Consider the following 19,918-nt stretch of genomic DNA (forward strand, 5'->3'; position numbering starts at 1 on the left):
GATGCTCAAGGAAAAGAAAAATATCGACTCAAAGACAAAAGACAAAAAACAAATTCCAATTATTGAAATCAAAAATTTGCACAAAACTTTTGGCGGTGAAAATGCCGTTTTAAAAGGTGTAAATCTCTCAGTCAATAAAGGCGAAGATTTAGTCATTTTAGGGCGTTCTGGTTCAGGGAAATCAGTTACCATAAAATGCATCGTTGGGTTGATCGAACCTGATCAGGGCGAAATAAAAGTTTTTGATGAAAATGTTTTGAATCTCAGCAAAACTGATCTCAACAAAATGAGAGTCAAAATTGGTTTTTTATTCCAAAGTGCCGCTTTATATGATTCAATGTCTGTGAGAGAAAATCTCGCTTTTACACTTAGAGCACACAAAAGAGATTTGAGCGCCGAGGAAGTCGAAGATGAAGTCATGGAAGCACTTGAAAATGTAGGCTTGAGTGATGCCATTGATAAAATGCCAGCAGAATTATCTGGAGGAATGCGAAAAAGAATTGGTTTAGCAAGAACGCTGATTTTAAAACCCGAAATCATTTTGTATGACGAACCCACAACAGGTTTGGATACAATCACTTCAAGAGAAATCAGCGAATTGATTTTGGATATAAAGCACAAACAAAAAACCTCATCAATAATCATTACGCACGATATGGCTTGCGCCAAAATGACTGCCGACCGAATTATGGTTTTGAAAGATGGTGTTATTCATGCCGAAGGAACCTATGAAGAATTAGAAAAAGATGAAGATGAATGGGTACGTTCATTTTTTGAATAAAGCAAAATAAATTGTAGAAATCATGGAAAAGGAATCTGGATATACTTGGAAATTAGGAATGTTTGTATCAGTTGGACTGTTGCTTTTCATTATGGCCATTTATTTTATTGGAAAACAAAAAAACTTATTTGGCCAGACTTTTCACCTTTCGTCAAAATTTAAAACCGTAAGTGGTTTAGAGGTCGGGAATAACGTTCGTTTTTCTGGAATCAACATTGGAACTGTCGAAGAAATCAGAATTATAAACGACTCTTCGGTAATTGTTTCAATGGTGATCAAAGACGAAATACGCAAGTTTATAAAAACCGATGCCCGTGCCAGCATTGGCTCAGACGGATTAATGGGCGACAAAGTACTGACAATTTCTCCAGGGCCAAAATCAACAAAAATCATTGAAGACAATGGCACAATTACATCTATTGACGGAATCGAAATGAACGACATCATGAAAAGCGTCAAAAAAAGTGTGGATAATGTAGGTGTGATTTCTGAGGAATTAGCCATTTTCAGCCACAGCATGAACAACGGAAATGGCGCTTTGGCAAGATTGGTAAGGGATGATAAAATGGCAAACAGTGTTACAAATACACTTTCAAACTTAGAAAGTGGTACAAAAGGTTTTAGCGAAAATATGGAAGCCGCAAAAAGCAATTTCCTTTTTAGAGGCTACTTCAAGAAAAAAGAGAAAGAAAAAGAAAAAAAGCAGGAAGAACAAAAAGAGAAAAAAGAAGAGGCTGCTAAAGAAAAAGAAGCCAAAGCTAAAGAAGAAAAAGAAAAGCAAGAAAAAGAAAAACAGGACAAACAAAAAGCGGAAGACGCTAAAAAAGAGCCTGAAAAAAACCAGTAAAAATTCTACGCCATGAAAACTTCGTATAAAAATATAAGCCTTAAAATTTTAAAATGGACCGGAATATCAATCGCAGGAATCTTATTATTACTTTTTCTGATTCCACTTTTATTCCCTGGGAAAGTTGCGTCTGAAGTTAAAAAAATTGCCAATGAACGTTTGGATACCAAATTGGATTTTTCGAAATCCAAACTTTCATTTTTTACCCATTTTCCTTCGCTGACGGTTTCGCTTGACGACTTATCAATGACGGGTTCAGCTCCTTTTCGAAACGATACTTTGCTAAAAGCAGATCAGGTTGCATTTGGGATAAATTTGAAAAGACTAATTTTTGACAACGAAGTTAAAATCAATAAATTATACGTTTCTGATGCTTTGATAAATGTGATGGTAAACGAAAAAGGACAAGCTAATTACAATATTTATGTTGCGCCAGAAGATCGAAATAAAGAAAAAAATGATCCAAACGCACCCGAAGAAGGAACGGCAATTCGGCTAGAACGAATTGATCTTGAAAATTGCCGTGTCAAATACAATGATCGCTCAGCAAAAGTTTTAGTTGATGCGAAAGGTTTCAATTATATTGGAAAAGGAAATTTGAGCGAAGAAATTTTTGATTTGAGTACCAATGCACAAATTGACAATCTTGATTTTTTCTACGATCGGACGGGATATTTAAGACGCAAAAATGTAAGCGCCGATTTAATAACCCGGATCAATACACACTCGCTGTCTTTTATTCTCCAAAAAAATGAGCTTCATATCAATAAACTGCCCTTAAAATTTACAGGGCTTTTTACGATTTTAAAAGATGGATACAAAATCAATATCAAAGCCGCTTCAGAAAATACAACTGTAAAAGATTTGCTTTCTGTAATGCCTCCAGAATATTTGACTTGGCTAGAAAAAACCGAAATTTCAGGCCGAAGTGATTTGCTTTTTACTTTTAAAGGAAATTATAATGTCGCCAAAAAACAAAAACCGAATCTAGCCTTCAATTTAAAAATCAATAATGGCGCGGTAAATTATAAAAATGCTCCCGTCCCGCTGACCGATTTTCAAATGGATTTAAATGCAATTCTGCCCGATTTGGATATGGAAAAATTGCTCGTAAATCTTCGCACTTTTAAATTCAAGGTTGGCGAAAAAGATTATTTCAACGCGTATTTGCACAGCAAAGGTTTTAATGAAATGACCATTGATGCCAGCGTAAAAGGCGCTCTGGATCTTGCCGTTGTCGATGCTGCTTTGGGATTGAATTCTCTAGAATTAAAAGGGATTTTAAAAACTAACATTCAGGCGAAAGGAATTTTCAGCACTTCAAAAAAACTGTTCCCAAAAACTATTGGCGGAATTGCATTGCATAACGGTTGGCTCAAAACCGACTCCTATCCTAACCCAATTACTAACATTACTTTTGTCGCCAACGTGCTCAATAAAGCCGGAACTTATAAAGATTTAATTGTGGCTGTTGCGCCCGCTTCATTTGTTTTCGAAGGAAATCCTATGTATATAAATGCAACACTTTCTGATTTTAGTGATTTGGCTTATAATGCAAAAATCAAAGGCGAACTTAATGTTGGTCGTATTTATCAGGTTTTCTCTCAAAAAGGAGTCGACATAACAGGTTACGCAAAAGCTGATCTTTCGCTTAAAGGAAAACAAAGTTATGCCACAACTGGACAATATGACAAACTGGATAACCGAGGAACCATTCTGCTGAAAAACATTAAAGCAACTTCAGAGCTTTTTCCAAAAGCATTCTTTATCAAACAAGGAAATTTCCGTTTTCAGAACGAAAAAATGTGGTTTGAAAAATTCAATGCTTCTTATGGAAAATCGGATTTTGACATTAACGGATATCTTTTAAATACCATTAATTATTTCCTGGAATCGCACGGAACTTTAAGCGGAAACTTCAACATGAAATCGAAACTGATTAATGTAGATGAATTTATGGCGCTCAAAAAAGGTGAAAATAAAGATCGAAATATTGCCGTTGAATATGCCAAAGAAGATCACCCAAAAATGAGCGGTGTTGTTATTGTTCCAAAAAACTTAAATGTGTCCTTAACCGCAAATGCAGATAAAGTTGAATACAACGGATTAATCTTAAACAAACTTTCAGGAAAAGTTGGAATTAAAAAAGAAGGTTTTTATTTGGAAAAAGCCACTTTCAATATTATTGATTGCATTCTTGGAATTGATGCAACATATAAAGATGAATCGCCGACTTCTGCTCATTTTGATGCTCATTTTACAGCCAAAGATTTTAGCGTTCAAAGAGCTTACAAAGAAATTCCGATGTTTCATGATATGGCAACAGTAGCCGAAAAAGCACAGGGAATTATTTCTGTTGATTATAAAGTCAAAGGTGATGTCGATGGAAACATGAGTCCGATTTATGAATCACTCGAAGGAGGTGGCACAATCGATTTGCGTGATGTTCAAGTCAAAGGCCTAAAACTATTTGACGGAATCAGCTCTAAAACGGGGCAAAAAGGCCTTGACAATCCCGATATGAAAGGAATCGAAATCAATTCTACAATTGACAATAATTTAATTCGCGTTGAGCCTTTTACCTTCTCGGTTGCCAGTTTCAGACCCACAATTAAAGGCACAACCAGCTTTGATGGATTATTGGATTTAAGAATGCGTCTCGGCCTTCCGCCTTTTGGAATCATTGGATTTCCGATTGTCATCACCGGAACTCACGAAGCTCCTAAAATAAAAATCTTCAGCAAAACAGGACAACAAATCGACGAAGCCATTTATGATGAAAAACACAACAAAGTAATTCGGGAAGAAAAAGTCAGCAAACCCAAAAAATCAAATTCAAATGAAAACAAAAACTCAAAATAAAAACAGCGCTTTCGAAAAATTTTCAAGCACTGTTTCTAAAGCGACCGGAAGTACCCCGGCATTTATTATTGCTTTCTTAATTGTTGCAGTCTGGGCGGTTTCTGGGCCGTTTTTCGATTATTCTGAAACTTGGCAGTTGGTTATCAATACAGGAACAACAATCATTACGTTTTTGATGGTTTTCTTGATTCAGAAAGCACAAAATAAAGATTCATTGGCAATTCAGCTAAAATTAAATGAATTAGTCGCGTCAAGCGAATTTTCTAGCAATAGCCTGGTTGATATTGAAAGTATGACCGAAGAAGAAATGGAAATCGTTCAAAAATATTATCGCAGACTGAGCGAACTTGCCAAAAAAGATGAAACCATTCGAACATCGCATTCTATTGCAGAAGCACATGAGCAGCATGCAAGAAAAGACAAAAGTAGAACACAAAACAGGACGAAGAATAGCATTGAGACTAGACCCAAAAATAAAGCAGTCAAAAAACCAAATTCAACCACTACCTCAAAAACCGCGAAAAAATGAAACTACGCTCAACCGAAACTTTCTGGCCATTAAAAAACGAACTAAAAGCAAGTTATCCGTCATTAGATCGTGATCTCGAAACACCAATTTTAATTATTGGCGGAGGCATTACAGGTGCATTGATTGCCTACAAATTAATTAATGACGGAAGGAAAGTTGTTCTAGTTGACCGGCGTGATATTTGCAACGGAAGCACCGCTGCAAGTACGGCTTTACTTCAATACGAAATTGATGTTTCTTTGCATGAACTTATGAAACTCCGCGGAGCAGATTGTGCGATAAACAGTTACAAAAACGGGAAAAAAGCCATTTTTGATCTTCGCACTATTATCGATACAATAGAAAGCGACTGCGGATTCGAATTCAAAAAAAGCATTTATTTCTGCACGTTGAAAAAGGATATTTCCTATTTAAAAAATGAATTCAAAGTCAGAAAACAACACGGATTTGATGTCAACTGGCTCGGAAAAGCTGAATTAGAAACGATGGGATTAAAAGCAATTGCAGGAATAGAATCTAAAACTGCTGCTGTTGTTGATCCCTATCGTTTGGCGCAAGATTTACTTATTTATTGCAAAAATAAAGGAATTGAGATTTTTGATCGTACCAACATTCAATCCATAAAAAATCAGGGAACTAAATTTATTGCCCAAACTGAAAGTGGCAATCTTATTACGGCGAATCATGTGATCCATTGTTCTGGCTATGAAAGCACAGAAACCTTAAAAGAAAAAGTAGTTGATTTAAAAAGCACTTATGTGATTGCTTCTGAAAGTCTGCCTGATTTGCCTGCAGTTTTCAAAAACTATATTTTATGGGACACTTCAAATCCGTACTTATATTTTAGAGGAACTTCAGACAACCGATTAATTGTTGGTGGTGGCGATGAAGAATTTATTGATGCTAAAAAACGTGATAAATTAATGCCCAAAAAAGAACAATATTTACTGCGTTCTTTCAAACGAAAATTTCCAAATATCAATTTCAAATTAGATTATTCTTGGGCGGGAACCTTTGGTGAAACCAAAGATGGCCTTCCCTATTTTGGAAAACCAGATCCAAAAAAAAATGAACATTACGTCTTAGGTTTTGGTGGCAACGGAATTACTTTCAGCATCATCGGGATGAATTCGATTTTGGATTCAATCAATAACAAAGCCAATATGGATTTAGAGTATTACCGTTTCGGACGATAAGCAAAAAAAACGCAATTATTCATATACTTAATCTAGAAAAATTTCGTAATCTAAAAACCTAAATTTCTCTTTTATGACTTTTGTCATACTCTGTTTCAATAATGTGATCTATTTTTGTTTTAAATAATTCGGGAAATGTTTCATTTAAATTCATACTATCATGAAAGTAATCAAGCATTCAGGTCGCATTGTGCCTTTTGATATTGAAAAACTAAAAAATTCACTTCAAAAATCAGGCGCTTCACCCAATCTTATTGAAAAATGCCTAAACCAAATACAAGACCAAATCTATGATGGGATTACAACCAAACAGATTTATAAATTGGCCTTTGCTATTTTAAAAAAAGCTGCGAGCGGAGATGCAGCGCGTTACAACCTCCGATCTGCTTTACAAATGTTGGGTCCAGACGGTTTTTTCTTTGAAAAATTTATTTCGCTTTTATATGCAGAGGAAGGTTATAAAACTAAAACAAATTTAATCCTACAAGGAAAATGTGTCTCACATGAAGTAGACATAGTGCTCAAAAAAGAGAACCGAATCTCGATGATTGAATGTAAATTTCACAATAGTCGAGAAAAGTCATCAGATGTAAAAGTTCCAATGTACATTCTTTCTCGTTTTAATGATCTTCAAACCAAACAGCACACTCTTTTTTCAAACAACGAAACCATAAATTCGTGTATTATTGTTACTAATAATCGTTTTACTAAAGATGCTGAAACTTTTGCCAATTGCAGTAAAATAGAGCTTTTAAGCTGGGATTATCCCAAAAACAACAACATCAAAAATAAAATTGATGAAGCGGCGCTCTACCCTATCACCTGCCTTACAACGTTATCAATGTTCGAAAAGGAGCAATTACTTATCCTAAATATAATACTTACAAAGGATCTAATTACTAACTCAGAAAGTCTTTATAAAATAGGTCTTAAGGAAAAACGAATTAAAAATGTACTAAAGGAAGCCTCTCAAATTTGTAAACTTATTTAAAATGAAAATAAAATTTATAGGTGGATCCGGAACCGTTACTGGCTCGAAAACACTAATAGAAAGCGGTGGTATAAGAATACTAATTGATTGCGGATTGTTTCAAGGTCTTAAAACATTGCGAGAACTCAATTGGCAACCTTTACCAATTTTACCATCCACTATCGATTATGTTCTACTAACTCATGGTCATCTAGATCATTGTGGTTGGTTGCCAAGGTTAGTTGCACAGGGTTTTAAGGGTAAAATATATTGTACCAATCCAACTAAATCAGTAACAGAGCTTGTACTTTTGGATAGTGCTAAAATTCAGGAAGAAGAAGCCTATTCTGCCAACAAGAAACACTATTCTAAACATGAAAAAGCGGAGCCGTTATATACCGTGGAGCAGGCGAAAGAAGTTTTTCCTTTGTTTAAGATTGTACAACAAAATGCTCCCATAATTCTAGATAATGATATCGAAGCTGTTTTTTCAACCTCGGGACATATTATAGGTGCCAGTAGCATTACATTAAACATCGAGGACAAAACTTTGGTATTCTCTGGAGACATAGGACGTGATAATGATGTATTGATGTTTCCTCCAACAAAACCAGTACTGGGCGATTATCTTTTTTTAGAAAGTACTTATGGAAATCGCCTGCATCCTGATCTCGATGTAAAAAAAGAGCTGGAAAACTATATTAATACAACCATACAGCAAAATGGAACTGTTATTATTCCAGGATTTGCTGTTGAAAGGGCACAATCCATAATGTATCTTTTATGGCAACTTAAAACCGAAAGAAGAATACCAAATGTGCCCTATATTCTCGACACACCAATGGGTGCTAATGTATTGAACGTTTTTCTAGAAAATAAACAATGGCACAAACTCTCGCTCACTGATTGTTATGAAATGTTCAAAATGTTCCGAATAATTTCTGAATTTGAAGATACTTTGGGCATTATAGAAGATCCGCAACCTAAAGTAATTATCGCTGCTAGCGGAATGGTTACAGGAGGAAGAGTGTTATCTTATTTTGAAAATTATATAGGGCTTACAACAACAACCGTCATAATTGTAGGATATCAGGCTGAGGGTACACGTGGAAGAAAACTTATAGAGGGAGCTCAAGAAATCAAAATATACGGAAACTATTATGATGTAAAAGCAAAAATTGTTCAAATAGAAGGACTCTCTGCCCATGGTGACCAGCAAGATTTGTTAAATTGGCTTTCTATTTTAAAAAATGCTCCAAAATGTATTTATTTAGTTCATGGTGAAAATCAGGCCGCCGACGAACTAAGATTTAAAATCCAGGAACGATATGGCTATACATGTAGAGTTTCACTGATGGGAACTGAAATAGAAATCTAAGATTTTTGTCTTCTAAAATATTTTACTACTTCAAACCACAACACTGAAACTGAACCTATCAAAATGCATAAAATAAAATGAAAAAGCGTGATGCGTTCAAAATTAAAAAGAGATCGCATAAAAGGGATTGTCAATAACATTGCCACCACAAGTACTGTAATACTAATTATAATTGGAATCAGATTATTTTTATATTGTAATGTTGTTGATAAGGAATAATAAAAAGATCGGTTTACGAGTGTCAAGACGACGTTAGCCGTAATCAAAGTGAGAAAAACCATCGTACGGGTTAAATCCTCATTCCATTGATTATGTACCGAATACTGATAAACAAACAGCAATCCCAATGTTATGGCAATTCCCTGAAAAATACTTATTGTAAGTTCTTTTACATTAAAAAATGTCGAAGTTAAGGTTCTTGGCCCTCTTTTCATTATATATGCTTCTGCAGGTTCGTTCTCATATATTATTGAGCAGGTTGGTCCCATAATAAGCTCTAGCAAAATAACATGAAGAGGACTGAATATATTAGGATAAATCCATCCTAAAACAAGTGGAAGAAAAACAATCAGGATTATTGGGATATGTATGGATATAATATACTGAACAGCCTTTTTAAAATTAGTATAAATTTTCCTGCCCATCGCTACAGCATCGACCATTTTTGAAAGATCATCTTCCGCCAAAATAAGCGATGCGGCATCTTTAGCAATTACCGTACCTTTTTTTCCCATAGCAATACCGATATGAGCTGCCTTGAGCGAAGGTCCATCATTTACACCATCTCCAGTCATGGCGACAATTTGTCCAGAAGCTTTCAAGGCATTTACTATCCTAAGTTTGGCATCAGGAAACATTCGGCTAAAAATATTAACATCCATGACCTTGTCCTGCAATTCTGAATCGCTCATCTGCATGAGTTCTTCTCCTGTGATAGCTTTATCAAAACCTTCAAAACCAATTTCTCTTGCTATTGCATTTGTAGTAATGGCATTGTCGCCGGTAATAATTTTAACGGCTATTCCCGCTTTGTAAAAAGACTGCAATACCTGCGTAATATTATCCTTAGGCGGATCATAAAATGCGACCAAACCTTTAAAAACAAAAGGAATTTCCTGCTGCATTTTAGGGTAATCGGTGCCTTCCCAATTTCCAAGTGCAACTCCTAATATCCTATAACCATTGCGTGCAAGCTTATTCATCCCTTCTATTGCTTTTTCTCTTTCTTCTCCTAAAAGATTACAAACTTCAAAAATAGCTTCGGGAGCTCCCTTTGCCGCAATAATCCGATTGCCAACCTTATCTTCAAAAACATGAGTCATCATAGGAGGCTTGCCAGATAAGGGATATTCATGAATCATTTTAAAAAAAGTCCTAAGATCTTGAGAAGATTTTTGTTTATAAATGCTATGAATAGCAATTTCCATTGGGTCAAAAGCTATTGGTTCGCTTGCCCACATTGCAGTGGTTATAAGTTCTTCCGATTCTTTTAATTCGGTAAACGTATTTACTCCAACTTCTAACCCAGAAGGCAAGTAAAGGCCTGCCAATTCCATTTTATTCTGCGTAATGGTTCCTGTCTTATCTGTGCAAATAACTGTAGCGCTTCCCAGCGTTTCAACGGTTTTCATTTGTTTCACTACGATACCCATGTTCATAAGCCTTCGCGCTCCTAGAGCCATAAATGTTGTAAAAGCAACAGGGATTTCTTCGGGTAAAATACTCATAGCCAACGTAAGGGATATCAAAAGGCTTTCTAAAAAAACACCTACTTTATAATAATTAAGTATCCAAATTAAAATGAATACCAATCCGCCTGCAAAAACCATTTTTTTTATAAAATCGGCTATTTGAATTTCCAATGGTGTTTTTTCTTCTGCAATAGACTCTAAACTGTGGCCAATTTTGCCTAATTGTGTTTGATTTCCAATTTTAGTTGCCTCAAAAATAGCCACTCCAGTAGCAACAGTCGTTCCTGAAAAAACGGTATTATCCTCGAGATTCTCGTTTTTAAAAACGGGCATAGACTCGCCGGTAAGTACAGATTCATTTATCGAAAAATCATTTGAGCGAACAAGAATGCCATCAGCCGGAACCAAAGCGCCTTCTTCAATAATAACCAAATCTCCCACAACAATATCCTGCGTTTTAATGCTTTTCTCTATTCCTTCACGAATAACTTTGCATAAAGGTTTAGTAAACTCCTGCAGTTTTAACAAAGCATTACGGCTTCTTTTTTCCTGATAAAGTGATATTGCAATAATCAATAAGATCGAGACTGCAAGAAATATGGCATCGCTATATTGTCTGTTAATAAAGTAAATTGCAGAAGCTACTAATAACAAAAGAACCATTGGTTCAGCAAAAATACTTTTGATGAAGGCTAATATCCTGTTCTCTGTTTTAAGACTATAAGTATTGATGCCAAATTTTTTCCTCGACAAAATTACTTCATCACTATTTAGACCTTTTAATTCTTTTCCATCTTTTTCCATAGAATCTTTTTTAAAATGAAATTGATACTAGAGTGAATTTTGTCAAAATGTTTTTCATTGTAAATCCATTAAACAAAAATAAGAATTTACTTATGTAAAGTTTTCAAAAACTATTCTTTTCTTCTCACTATTCAAAAATTTTTTATTGAAATCCTATTAGACATATTCAGTATTTAATCCACCCAAATTAGTTAAATCTATGACAAAACAATATGATATTCATCACATTATAAGAATTAAATTTAATACAAACCATGACTATTATCATTTTAATTCTCTTCTTAATAAGGTAATTTTAGTAAAATTTTAAAAAAAAGTAATTGGAAAAATTTGAGATGATTTTTTAACCACTCCGATTCTGAATAAATAGTATATCGCACCTAAAAACTGCTCCTCAATTTTATTCTGATATAAACTTCAAAACCAATACCAATAAAATTATTTGAAATCATGAAGCTGCAAACATAAATTTAAAAACCATGAAAAAGATACTTGTAACAACAGACTTATCAGACAACTCCAAAGTCGCTGTACGCTTTGCTATACAGCTTGCTACACAGGCAGAATATGAACTCACATTTTTAAATGTAAGCACAGCACTTGTTATTGATCCATATTCGGAGGCGAGTTTTACAGATGTTCCAGCATCTAATCATGCCAAGCAAGTACAGCAACTCATAAAATTTATAGAAACTTTGTATAGACAAACCAAAAAAAAGTCTCGCAATATTAATTTTATAGTAGAAAACAAAATAGATATAAATGAAGCTATATTAAGTTGTGCGAAAAGAATCAAGGCCGATTATATTTGTATGAGCACAAGAGGGGAAGGTTTAATGAATAAACTGTTAGGCAGTAGCACTTCAAAAGTTTTGCAAGATTCTCCTATTCCGGTTTTTGTTGTACCAAAATATTACAGAATGAAGTTTTTATCTTCTGTTTTATATCCTTCAGACTTAGAAAACATAAACACCGAGCTTCCCTTAATCAAAAAGTTCGCCAACGAATTTGGTGCTAACCTCAAAATATACCATTACGATTATTTTGCTCAGGAAAAGGAAATCATTGAAAAATGGAACAAAATAGCCAACAAATATAAATACGACAACATCGAATTCCATTTAAAGGAACTAAATCCTACAAAACCTTTATTGATTCACTTGCAAACAGCCATTTTAAAAATGAAGCCGTCTATAATAACAATGTTTGTCAAAAAAAAGAAAAATTGGTTTGAAAAACTGTTTCAGATTGCCACAACTTCAGAAAAAGGTTTTGACACTAAAACACCCATGCTTGTATTTAGAAAACTGTAATTGAATAAACACCTTATAACTATTTTGACTAAATCAATTATCTAAATCTCATATTTTGAGTTCGTGTAAAATTCCCAGCACAGAAACTTATTTTTTTAATATTACCACATTGTCGTTTAGTTTTTCTTCTTGCAGACTTTTGTCTATTTGTTTGCTTTTTACGCAGTAATAGACAATGCATTCAAATTAAACTTATACTCTTTCGGGCTACAATTAAATTTTTGTTTGAAGATTTTCGAGAAATAACTTCTACTGGTAAATCCTATGCAGTATACAATTTCAGAAATATTCAGGTCAGAGGTGCGCATTAAAATTTCGGCTTTTAAAACTCTCATGTGCGTGATGTAATCATTTACGGTTCTGTCGTGAATCATTTTAAATCCTTCTTGCAATTTGTTTGGGGACAAGCCTGATTTTTTGCTTAGCGATTTTATCGTAAATGGTTCTTCTGGACTTGATTTTATAAATTCCGAAAGGTCTTTGATTTCTTCCATTTCTTTTAAAGTCAGGCAATTTGAATCTTTTAAAAAAGCATTTAAGTCGTCGCTATGTTGCTGGATTTCCATCGCCAAAATAATCTTCAAAATCCCTTCTTTCAATAAATTCCTCACAATTCCGGTTTGAGTTACGGCGTTGAGCTGTTCAATTTTATTTGCAATTTTTAAATTGTAGGATCCCATATAAAAGAAATTCTGCATCGCATTACTTTCAAAAAATGTTTCTTTCACTTTCTGGTTCAAAGAAGGCATTAAATAAGCCTGTTGGGTTTGAGTTCCAACAATAATCAAAGTCAGTCTTGTGCTAATGTCCTTTTCAAAAAATAAAATATTATCCTTATTTTGGTCAGATGCCAAAATCGCCGTCTGGAAAGTCTTAAATTTTCGTTCTTCGCCATCAATCCCAAAGCTATGCCTCAAACTTCCTTTTGAACAATACGCAAAATAAACAGGCGTTGACATCACGTTCAAAAAATCCATTCGAACGGGAGTTGAAAACGTCATATCAAATTGGACATAAGAAATATTATCATTGAAAGAAGCTCCCGTAATTGTGCCGCGGGCAAAACTATTATTGATATCCAATTTATATTCATCAAAATCAAACGTTATTTTTCCGTCAAGATTAGCATTCAATTCCTCAAAAACGGTTTGAATTTGTTCTGTATGTATTGTAACTATTTTCATTTTGCTTATATTTAGATTTGGTATTTCATTTCAGATATTGATCCTAAAACCTATTCATTACTGTTTTAAAATCCATATTCCAAAGTTCGGTCAAGCCATCCCGAAAAATGTTATATAATTTTTCTGTTTTGTTTTATAATTACTTCGGAATGAAAATTTTAACTCAAACAAAAAATTTCTTAATTCAAAAAAAAAATGAAAAGCTTTTCATTCGCTCCAATTTCAACAACTGATTCTGAGATTTTGATTCTCGGCACTATGCCAGGCACAAAATCATTAGAACTCAATCAATATTATGGACACAATCAAAACAATTTCTGGAAATTTATGTTTGTAATTTTGGGGGAAGATTTTTCAAACGATTATGAAGTCCGAAAAGTATTATTGCAAAAAAATAAAATTGCACTTTGGGATGTGCTTCAATATTGCGATCGAGTAGGAAGTTTGGACAGCGCGATCAAAAACGAAATAGCAAATGATTTTGAAACCTTTTTAAAACAACATTCAAATATTAAAACCATTCTTTTTAACGGACAAAAAGCACATGCTTTTTTCAAAAAATACATTCAGTTAGAAAAAACATATCAGCTCGTCACACTTCCGTCCACAAGTCCTGCAAACGCAGGAAAAACATTCGATTCAAAATTATCCGAATGGAAAATTATTGCGGCATTAAAAGACAAGAGTTGAAATCATATAACAAATTAAATTTAAAATATAACAAAAAGATTCCCTCGCACAGTAACTTTACCATCAAGAAATTAAAGCCACAATAGAAAAGAAAATAAGTAAAAAATGAAGGCTTTTTTCAATAAATAAGAATTACAAAACTGCAAAGTTTAAGAGTATAAAGGAAACATTGGTTATGTTAGTTTATTTTGAGAAATAAAGCTATTCTAATTTTTAGAGTAGCTTTGTTTTTTTATAAATACTTAAAAGAATAATTATGAAAGTTCAAACTTATTACAATCATATCCGTTTTTACACCCCGCATCATTTTATATACTATCCTGTTCTACTAATTTTTCTAATCTGCAGCATTTATTTTGCCTGCACCACAAATGACGCCTTAATTTGGTCGTTTATCAGCGTTGGTTTTATATTTCTTTTTTGCTTGGCTTTCATGCTTCGCCAGCATTATGCGTTGCTATTGCAAAACCGAATCATTCGATTAGAAATACGTTATCGTTATTTTACCCTGACCGGAAAAAGATTAGAAGAATTTGAGTACAAACTTACAGATGATCAGATTTTTGCACTTCGATTTGCGCCAGACAATGAGTTTTTACCACTGCTCGAAGATGCTTTAAAAAACAATCTCACAGGCGACGCCATCAAAAAAGCAATTATTCATTGGAAAGGTGATTATAATAGAGTCTAGATTTAATTATTAATTATGAATTGTTAATTATGAATTTCTCTACATGTGTCACGTGAGCGTAGTCGAAGGCACACAATGCAATTCACAATTCATAATTAATAATTAATAATTAAGATCCGGGCGTGCCACCATCTCGATAAAAGGGCAACTCACTTTTGCGGTTATACGCCCTTTTATCGAGATGCTGTCGGGCTATCCATGCTACTTCGGTAGCTTATTCCTATCCCTCACGCAATGCGTTTTCAAAAGATATTTTTTGAGTTTTCGTGCTTCGACTCACTATCAAACTGATAATCAACAGAATTATCTAAACATTAAGCGACAAAAAATTAAATGAATGATTTTTTTTGTTAACTTTAAGTGTTAAAAATTTATCAAAAACTCTAAAATTAAATCTGATGAAAAAATTAATTTGTTTTGTGATAGTTTGCCTTTCTGCTTTTTCGGCCACAGCACAAACAACCGCCGAAATTCCTCTCGACACTTTACCCGCCGTACACAATAATGCCGATGAAGGTCAAAGTTATGACCCCGAAGATTTACCTTGGCATAATAGAAAATTCAAATTTACTGCTGGTGGTTTTTTCCCTGTAAACAATACTGTGGTTAAAGTTGAAGGCAATAACGGAAATATAGGAACCGAAATTGATCTTGAAAATGACTTAGGATTTTCTAAATCAACAGCATCTTTCTTAGGAACATTTGACTGGCGAATCTCTCGAAGATCACGATTAGGTTTTGAGTATTTTGTATTGGACAGGACTGCAACCAAAACACTGCAAAAAGACATTAACTTTGGAGACAATACTTATGAAGTAAACGGAAGAGTACAAGGAACCTTTAATGTACAAATCATGCGAATTGCCTATGGTTATGCTATTTTATCCAAACCTAAATACCAAGCCGGTTTATTAGTTGGAGCGCATGTCCTTTTTGCAGATTTGGGCTTAAGATTAGAAGGAGACACACAGAGTATCGAAAAACATGATAGCTTTGACTTTACTGCTCCGTTGCCTGATATTGGAATATGGGGAGAATTTGTTTTGGGAAGACGTTGGGGTTTATATGCTAACGTAAATTATCTTGCCGTAAAAATTAACGACACAGATGGCCGAATTATAAGCTACAATTTGTCGGTTTTATATAATGTTGCTAATAACTTTAGTCTTACTGCAGGTTATACCGGTTTAAACTTTAGAGTAGATACGGTTCAAGAACGTTTAAACGGTTTTCTAAAATGGGGCTATAACGGACCAACGATTACAGCTGTTTACACTTTTGGAAAACATGTTTCGAATCTTAAAAAATAAAGCTACTAAGTTTTTTTTACCGCAAAGCACACAAAGGATTACGCAAAGTTCGCAAAGTTTTTTACACAAAGCTTTGCGAACTTTGCGTTTATATTAAGTTAAGCATAAAACAAAACCTTGCGTTCTTTGCGGTTAAATTGTCAACATTAAACTTGAAACCTGAAACCTGAAACTTGAAACAAAAAAACAAAAACAAGCCCGAAATCTTTAAAAAGAAATCGGGCTCATCTGCTCAAACTTAACTTAACTAAAATAAACGAAAACTAATTCAATTAATTTAACAGAGTGAATTTTATAGCTGTCCCTCCACCAGCTGCCAATTTTATATTTATTGCACTTTTACTATTTACTTTTTGTTTTGAAATCGTTACTGGATATGGATTTGTTTTGTAATCTGCTCCAGGTCCGTCAGCATAAACTGTAGCTTCGTATTCTTTTCCAGCATCTAAAAATGACAAATCAACTTTTAGATCTCTTGCATCTTTATTTGTAATAGATCCTAAATACCAATTTTTTTCATCCCAATCCTTGCGGACAATAGTGGTATATTCGCCAATTTTAGAATCTAAAACTTTAGTGTATGACCACGTACACGGAACATCTTTTATGAATTGAAACTCTGGTTTTCCAACATAATTTTCAGGCAAATCTGAAGCCATTTGCAACGGACTAAAAATAATCACATACAAAGCCAATTGATTTGCCAAAGTGGTCTGAACTCGCGCGCCAGAAGGCGTTTTGTAATCAAAATTAAAATTCCCCGGAGTATAGTCAAAAGGTCCAGAAAGCATTCTTGTAAACGGCAAAGTCGTTAAATGCTGTGGCGTATTTCCTCCGTCAACAGACCACGCATTGTATTCCTGCCCTCTTCCGCCTTCTTGCGACATAAAGTTTGGATAGGTGCGCTGAATTCCAGTTCCTTTCATTGGCTCATGATTATCAATCATAATGTGGTATTTAGCTGCCGTTTCGATTACTTTTCTGTAATGACGCGCTCCGTATTGGCTGTCGTGCCATTCTTTTTTATCCAAATACTTGTTTACGTAACCCGTTTTAACAGAGTTCACACCCATTTTTTGGTACAATTTAAAAGCATCTTCGAGCTGGCTTTCATAATGTTTAGAAGCACCTGCTGTTTCATGATGGCCAATCAAACGCACGTTTTTAATGGCAGCATATTTTGTGATTTCTTCTAAATTAAAATCAGGATATGCCTTCACAAAACTAAACGCTGATCCATCAGCAGTCCAGTCGCCATCCCAGCCTTCGTTCCAGCCTTCTACCAGAACGCCATCAAAATTGTTTTTCGCAGCAAAATCAATGTATTCTTTAGTGTTTTTTGTTGTTGCACCATGTTTTAGCCCTTGTCCCCAAGTGAATTTTTCCAAATGCATTCCCCACCAAATTCCAATATATTTTGATGGCGTAATCCAAGAAAGATCTTCAATTTTTGAAGGCTCATTTAAATTCAGCATAATGGTTGAAGTTGCAACTTCACCAGGCGTTTTACCAACAACAACGGTTCTCCAAGGAGTTACAAAAGGAGCTTCCGCATACACTTTTACGCCATCGGCCCAAGGCACTAAATCACTTTTGTATTGTTTGTCACTTGTTTTTAAAAGCGTCATTGAGGCAAAATCTGTCAAATTTGCTTCGTGAATTGCCACATACAATTTCTCTTTGGTTTCAAAAGTAGCCGGAGTGTTGATAGTATCGGTTTGACTAATTGGTGTTTTACGGTATTCACTTTCATAGTAACTATTTTCGCGGTGCACCGGAATCCACCAAACATCATTATTTGATTTAAAAGTGAATTGCGTAATTTCATTCGAAATCTTCACTTTGCCTAAATGAGGCTGTTTTGGGAACGAATAACGAAATCCGACACCATCATCAAAAACTCTAAAAATAATATCCACCAAACGCTCCTCGCCTTTTGCTTCCTTCAAATGAACAATCAATTCATTGTGATGATCACGCACTTTTTTGAATTCGCCCCAAGGCTGTTCCCAAGTTTCATCAGCGGTTTTTTCTTCGGTGGAAACCACTTCAAAACCATCTGTCATTTTTGGGATTCCTTGAAATTCAAAACCTAACAACGAAGGCTCAATCACTGATTTTCCTCCAGAAGTAAAACTATATTGAGGCTGGCCAGAAGCTGTTAATTCAAAAACTAATTCGGTATTTTTTCCAGGAGAACTGATTTTATAAGTCGTTTTTTTAGTACCGCAGGCAAAGAGCAACATTGAGGCCAGCGCCATCAGGCAGTATCTATATTTTATGTTTTTCATTATTTAATTGTATTAATTACAGCTCCTTATTTAATTTCACTTAGTAACTGTTTTGCTTTTGCAGGTTGCATGGAAACAAAATAATTAAAAGCCTGATCCAGTTTTTTCTGCGCATCAGCATTTCCTTTCTTTTCAATTCTCAGATTATAAAGCTTGCTGATATCTGCAAAATAGGATTCGGTGTTTTTTACGCCAGCGAAAGTTTTTACTTTCTCGATGTAATTGTATCCAAATTCTACTGTTGGCTCAAACATGGTTCCTTCACCAAAGTCATTCCAAGTAATCAATTGCAAGTAGCTTAGGTTTGCATTTTTGGCCAAATTAAGTGTTTCGTCAAGTGTTGCTCCATTATTGTGTTCAATGGTCCAGCCAATTGCTGCTCCACCACCGCCTTCGGCATAAAAATCTTTAAAACCAGGATAAGCACTTCCCATTGCTACTGAAAGTTTTGGTTTTGTATTGGTATAAAAATTAGTCAAATGTGTGCTGTTTTTATAAACCCATGCATATTCTCCAGAAGCATTATCTCCAGCTTCTACAGATTGATCCCAAAGTGTCAGGAAAGTAGGTTTTGTTGTCAGTGAGCTAAAAACATTTGTCCATTCTGCAGGCGTTTGCAGTACAATTGGTCCAAAATTCATCAATAAAGGTTTCCCATTTATTTTGATGTAGTTGGCATTGCTAAAGCAATTCGTTTGCAAATAACTTAAATCGGTTTTTGCTGCGCTGGTTACTGAAATTGCTTTTCCTGCATTTACAACATTTGTCGTCACTCGGTCTTCATAAACAATCGCATATTCAAGGCCAACTTTGCTCAACATGGCAATCAATTGTTCGGTATTTTCTTTAACCATTCGGTAATCGTTTACGTCATACGTTCCGTACCAATCGATCAAAACACCATCAATTCCTGAATATTTCATCAATAATAAATGATTTTCAATCACATTTTTGTCGCCCGAATGATATGGCCCGATTAGCGGATAATAATAAGATGCAATTTCTCTGCGGTTGTTTGCTCCTATATTATTTGGATTTTTGTTTGCCATTGTCCAGTGATATCCCCATTTTTTATCGGCACTGCTTTCATTGGTTTCAAACCAAGGCATATAATGAACGTAAATTTTGGTGCTGTTTGTTTTTTCAATCGCAACAGGAGCGAGTGTTTCTGGCTCTGTTGGTTTTTCTGAACCTTTGTCATCACTGCTGCTGCACCCGGCGGCGATCAAAATATTCACGATCCCAAAAAACAATAAGGTGATAGATCTTTTCATATTAATGTAATATTTGTTACGTTTTTTTTGCCACAGATTAAAGGATTAAAAAGGATTTCTTTTTTCTTTAATTGTAATCTGTGAAAATCTCATAATCCGTTGCTAAA

The 19,918-nt window shown here is 34.6% G+C and carries 15 protein-coding genes; 11 read left to right on the forward strand and 4 right to left on the reverse strand.

Annotation, left to right across the window (positions count from 1 at the left end; all coding sequences use genetic code 11):
* Position 1 precedes the first annotated feature (1 nt).
* The 7 genes from SCB73_RS19925 (at position 2) to SCB73_RS19955 (ending at position 8,563) form a co-directional block, all read left to right on the forward strand.
* Entirely contained in the window at positions 2-781 is a 780-nt protein-coding gene (locus SCB73_RS19925; RefSeq protein ID WP_320567933.1) for an ABC transporter ATP-binding protein, read from the forward strand.
* 22 nt (positions 782-803) lie between these two features.
* On the forward strand, positions 804-1,628 hold the full coding sequence (locus tag SCB73_RS19930) for an MlaD family protein (protein WP_320567934.1): 825 nt from the start codon (positions 804-806) through the stop codon (positions 1,626-1,628).
* Between the two features lie 12 nt (positions 1,629-1,640).
* A complete protein-coding gene (locus tag SCB73_RS19935; protein ID WP_320567935.1) occupies positions 1,641-4,490 on the forward strand; it encodes an AsmA-like C-terminal region-containing protein in 2,850 nt (949 codons plus the stop codon).
* The gene (locus tag SCB73_RS19940; protein ID WP_320567936.1) at positions 4,468-5,019 is read left to right on the forward strand and encodes a low affinity iron permease family protein; all 552 of its coding nucleotides are present in this window, start codon (positions 4,468-4,470) and stop codon (positions 5,017-5,019) included. Before SCB73_RS19935 ends, SCB73_RS19940 begins: the two co-directional genes overlap by 23 nt.
* Positions 5,016-6,215 carry an NAD(P)/FAD-dependent oxidoreductase gene (locus SCB73_RS19945; protein WP_320567937.1) on the forward strand — a complete coding sequence of 400 codons (1,200 nt, stop codon included), beginning with the start codon at positions 5,016-5,018 and terminating at the stop codon, positions 6,213-6,215. Before SCB73_RS19940 ends, SCB73_RS19945 begins: the two co-directional genes overlap by 4 nt.
* 160 nt (positions 6,216-6,375) lie before the next feature.
* On the forward strand, positions 6,376-7,206 hold the full coding sequence (locus SCB73_RS19950; protein ID WP_320567938.1) for an ATP cone domain-containing protein: 831 nt from the start codon (positions 6,376-6,378) through the stop codon (positions 7,204-7,206).
* Between the two features lies 1 nt (position 7,207).
* Positions 7,208-8,563 carry an MBL fold metallo-hydrolase gene (locus SCB73_RS19955; RefSeq protein WP_320567939.1) on the forward strand — a complete coding sequence of 452 codons (1,356 nt, stop codon included), beginning with the start codon at positions 7,208-7,210 and terminating at the stop codon, positions 8,561-8,563.
* On the opposite strand, the gene SCB73_RS19960 is transcribed toward SCB73_RS19955, so the two are convergent.
* Positions 8,560-11,058, reverse strand: coding sequence for a cation-translocating P-type ATPase (locus SCB73_RS19960; protein WP_320567940.1), 2,499 nt, complete (start codon positions 11,056-11,058; stop codon positions 8,560-8,562). The genes SCB73_RS19955 and SCB73_RS19960 overlap by 4 nt on opposite strands.
* 479 nt (positions 11,059-11,537) lie before the next feature.
* Between SCB73_RS19960 and SCB73_RS19965 the strand changes: the two genes are divergently transcribed.
* Positions 11,538-12,371: a universal stress protein gene (locus tag SCB73_RS19965; RefSeq protein ID WP_320567941.1), complete on the forward strand. Its 834-nt coding sequence runs from the start codon at positions 11,538-11,540 to the stop codon at positions 12,369-12,371.
* Between the two features lie 158 nt (positions 12,372-12,529).
* Here the strand turns inward: SCB73_RS19965 and SCB73_RS19970 are convergent, their stop codons facing one another.
* The gene (locus SCB73_RS19970; protein ID WP_320567942.1) at positions 12,530-13,555 is read right to left on the reverse strand and encodes a helix-turn-helix domain-containing protein; all 1,026 of its coding nucleotides are present in this window, start codon (positions 13,553-13,555) and stop codon (positions 12,530-12,532) included.
* 195 nt (positions 13,556-13,750) lie between these two features.
* Here SCB73_RS19970 and SCB73_RS19975 point away from each other — a divergent pair, with 195 nt between their 5' ends.
* The 3 genes from SCB73_RS19975 to SCB73_RS19985 all read left to right on the forward strand — a co-directional run bounded on the left by SCB73_RS19975 (position 13,751) and on the right by SCB73_RS19985 (position 16,246).
* The gene (locus SCB73_RS19975) at positions 13,751-14,245 is read left to right on the forward strand and encodes a DNA-deoxyinosine glycosylase (protein WP_320567943.1); all 495 of its coding nucleotides are present in this window, start codon (positions 13,751-13,753) and stop codon (positions 14,243-14,245) included.
* 256 nt (positions 14,246-14,501) lie between these two features.
* A complete protein-coding gene (locus SCB73_RS19980) occupies positions 14,502-14,936 on the forward strand; it encodes a DUF6526 family protein (protein WP_320567944.1) in 435 nt (144 codons plus the stop codon).
* A 398-nt stretch (positions 14,937-15,334) separates the two neighbouring features.
* Entirely contained in the window at positions 15,335-16,246 is a 912-nt protein-coding gene (locus SCB73_RS19985; protein WP_320567945.1) for a hypothetical protein, read from the forward strand.
* Positions 16,247-16,518: 272 nt separating this feature from the next.
* Here the strand turns inward: SCB73_RS19985 and SCB73_RS19990 are convergent, their stop codons facing one another.
* Entirely contained in the window at positions 16,519-18,537 is a 2,019-nt protein-coding gene (locus SCB73_RS19990; RefSeq protein ID WP_320567946.1) for a glycoside hydrolase family 97 protein, read from the reverse strand.
* A 26-nt stretch (positions 18,538-18,563) separates the two neighbouring features.
* Positions 18,564-19,811, reverse strand: coding sequence for a glycoside hydrolase family 99 protein (locus SCB73_RS19995; protein WP_320567947.1), 1,248 nt, complete (start codon positions 19,809-19,811; stop codon positions 18,564-18,566).
* Between the last annotated feature and the right edge of the window lie 107 nt (positions 19,812-19,918).

This window comes from Flavobacterium sp. KACC 22761 (assembly GCF_034058155.1).
Lineage (GTDB): Bacteria > Bacteroidota > Bacteroidia > Flavobacteriales > Flavobacteriaceae > Flavobacterium.

Bases quoted from the DNA above. Each gene is read 5' to 3' on its own strand.
- SCB73_RS19925 (WP_320567933.1), top strand. From the start codon at position 2: ATGCTCAAGGAAAAGAAAAATATCGACTCAAAGACAAAAGACAAAAAA.
- SCB73_RS19930 (WP_320567934.1), top strand. From the start codon at position 804: ATGGAAAAGGAATCTGGATATACTTGGAAATTAGGAATGTTTGTATCA.
- SCB73_RS19935 (WP_320567935.1), top strand. From the start codon at position 1,641: ATGAAAACTTCGTATAAAAATATAAGCCTTAAAATTTTAAAATGGACC.
- SCB73_RS19940 (WP_320567936.1), top strand. From the start codon at position 4,468: ATGAAAACAAAAACTCAAAATAAAAACAGCGCTTTCGAAAAATTTTCA.
- SCB73_RS19945 (WP_320567937.1), top strand. From the start codon at position 5,016: ATGAAACTACGCTCAACCGAAACTTTCTGGCCATTAAAAAACGAACTA.
- SCB73_RS19950 (WP_320567938.1), top strand. From the start codon at position 6,376: ATGAAAGTAATCAAGCATTCAGGTCGCATTGTGCCTTTTGATATTGAA.
- SCB73_RS19955 (WP_320567939.1), top strand. From the start codon at position 7,208: ATGAAAATAAAATTTATAGGTGGATCCGGAACCGTTACTGGCTCGAAA.
- SCB73_RS19960 (WP_320567940.1), bottom strand. From the start codon at position 11,058: ATGGAAAAAGATGGAAAAGAATTAAAAGGTCTAAATAGTGATGAAGTA.
- SCB73_RS19965 (WP_320567941.1), top strand. From the start codon at position 11,538: ATGAAAAAGATACTTGTAACAACAGACTTATCAGACAACTCCAAAGTC.
- SCB73_RS19970 (WP_320567942.1), bottom strand. From the start codon at position 13,555: ATGAAAATAGTTACAATACATACAGAACAAATTCAAACCGTTTTTGAG.
- SCB73_RS19975 (WP_320567943.1), top strand. From the start codon at position 13,751: ATGAAAAGCTTTTCATTCGCTCCAATTTCAACAACTGATTCTGAGATT.
- SCB73_RS19980 (WP_320567944.1), top strand. From the start codon at position 14,502: ATGAAAGTTCAAACTTATTACAATCATATCCGTTTTTACACCCCGCAT.
- SCB73_RS19985 (WP_320567945.1), top strand. From the start codon at position 15,335: ATGAAAAAATTAATTTGTTTTGTGATAGTTTGCCTTTCTGCTTTTTCG.
- SCB73_RS19990 (WP_320567946.1), bottom strand. From the start codon at position 18,537: ATGAAAAACATAAAATATAGATACTGCCTGATGGCGCTGGCCTCAATG.
- SCB73_RS19995 (WP_320567947.1), bottom strand. From the start codon at position 19,811: ATGAAAAGATCTATCACCTTATTGTTTTTTGGGATCGTGAATATTTTG.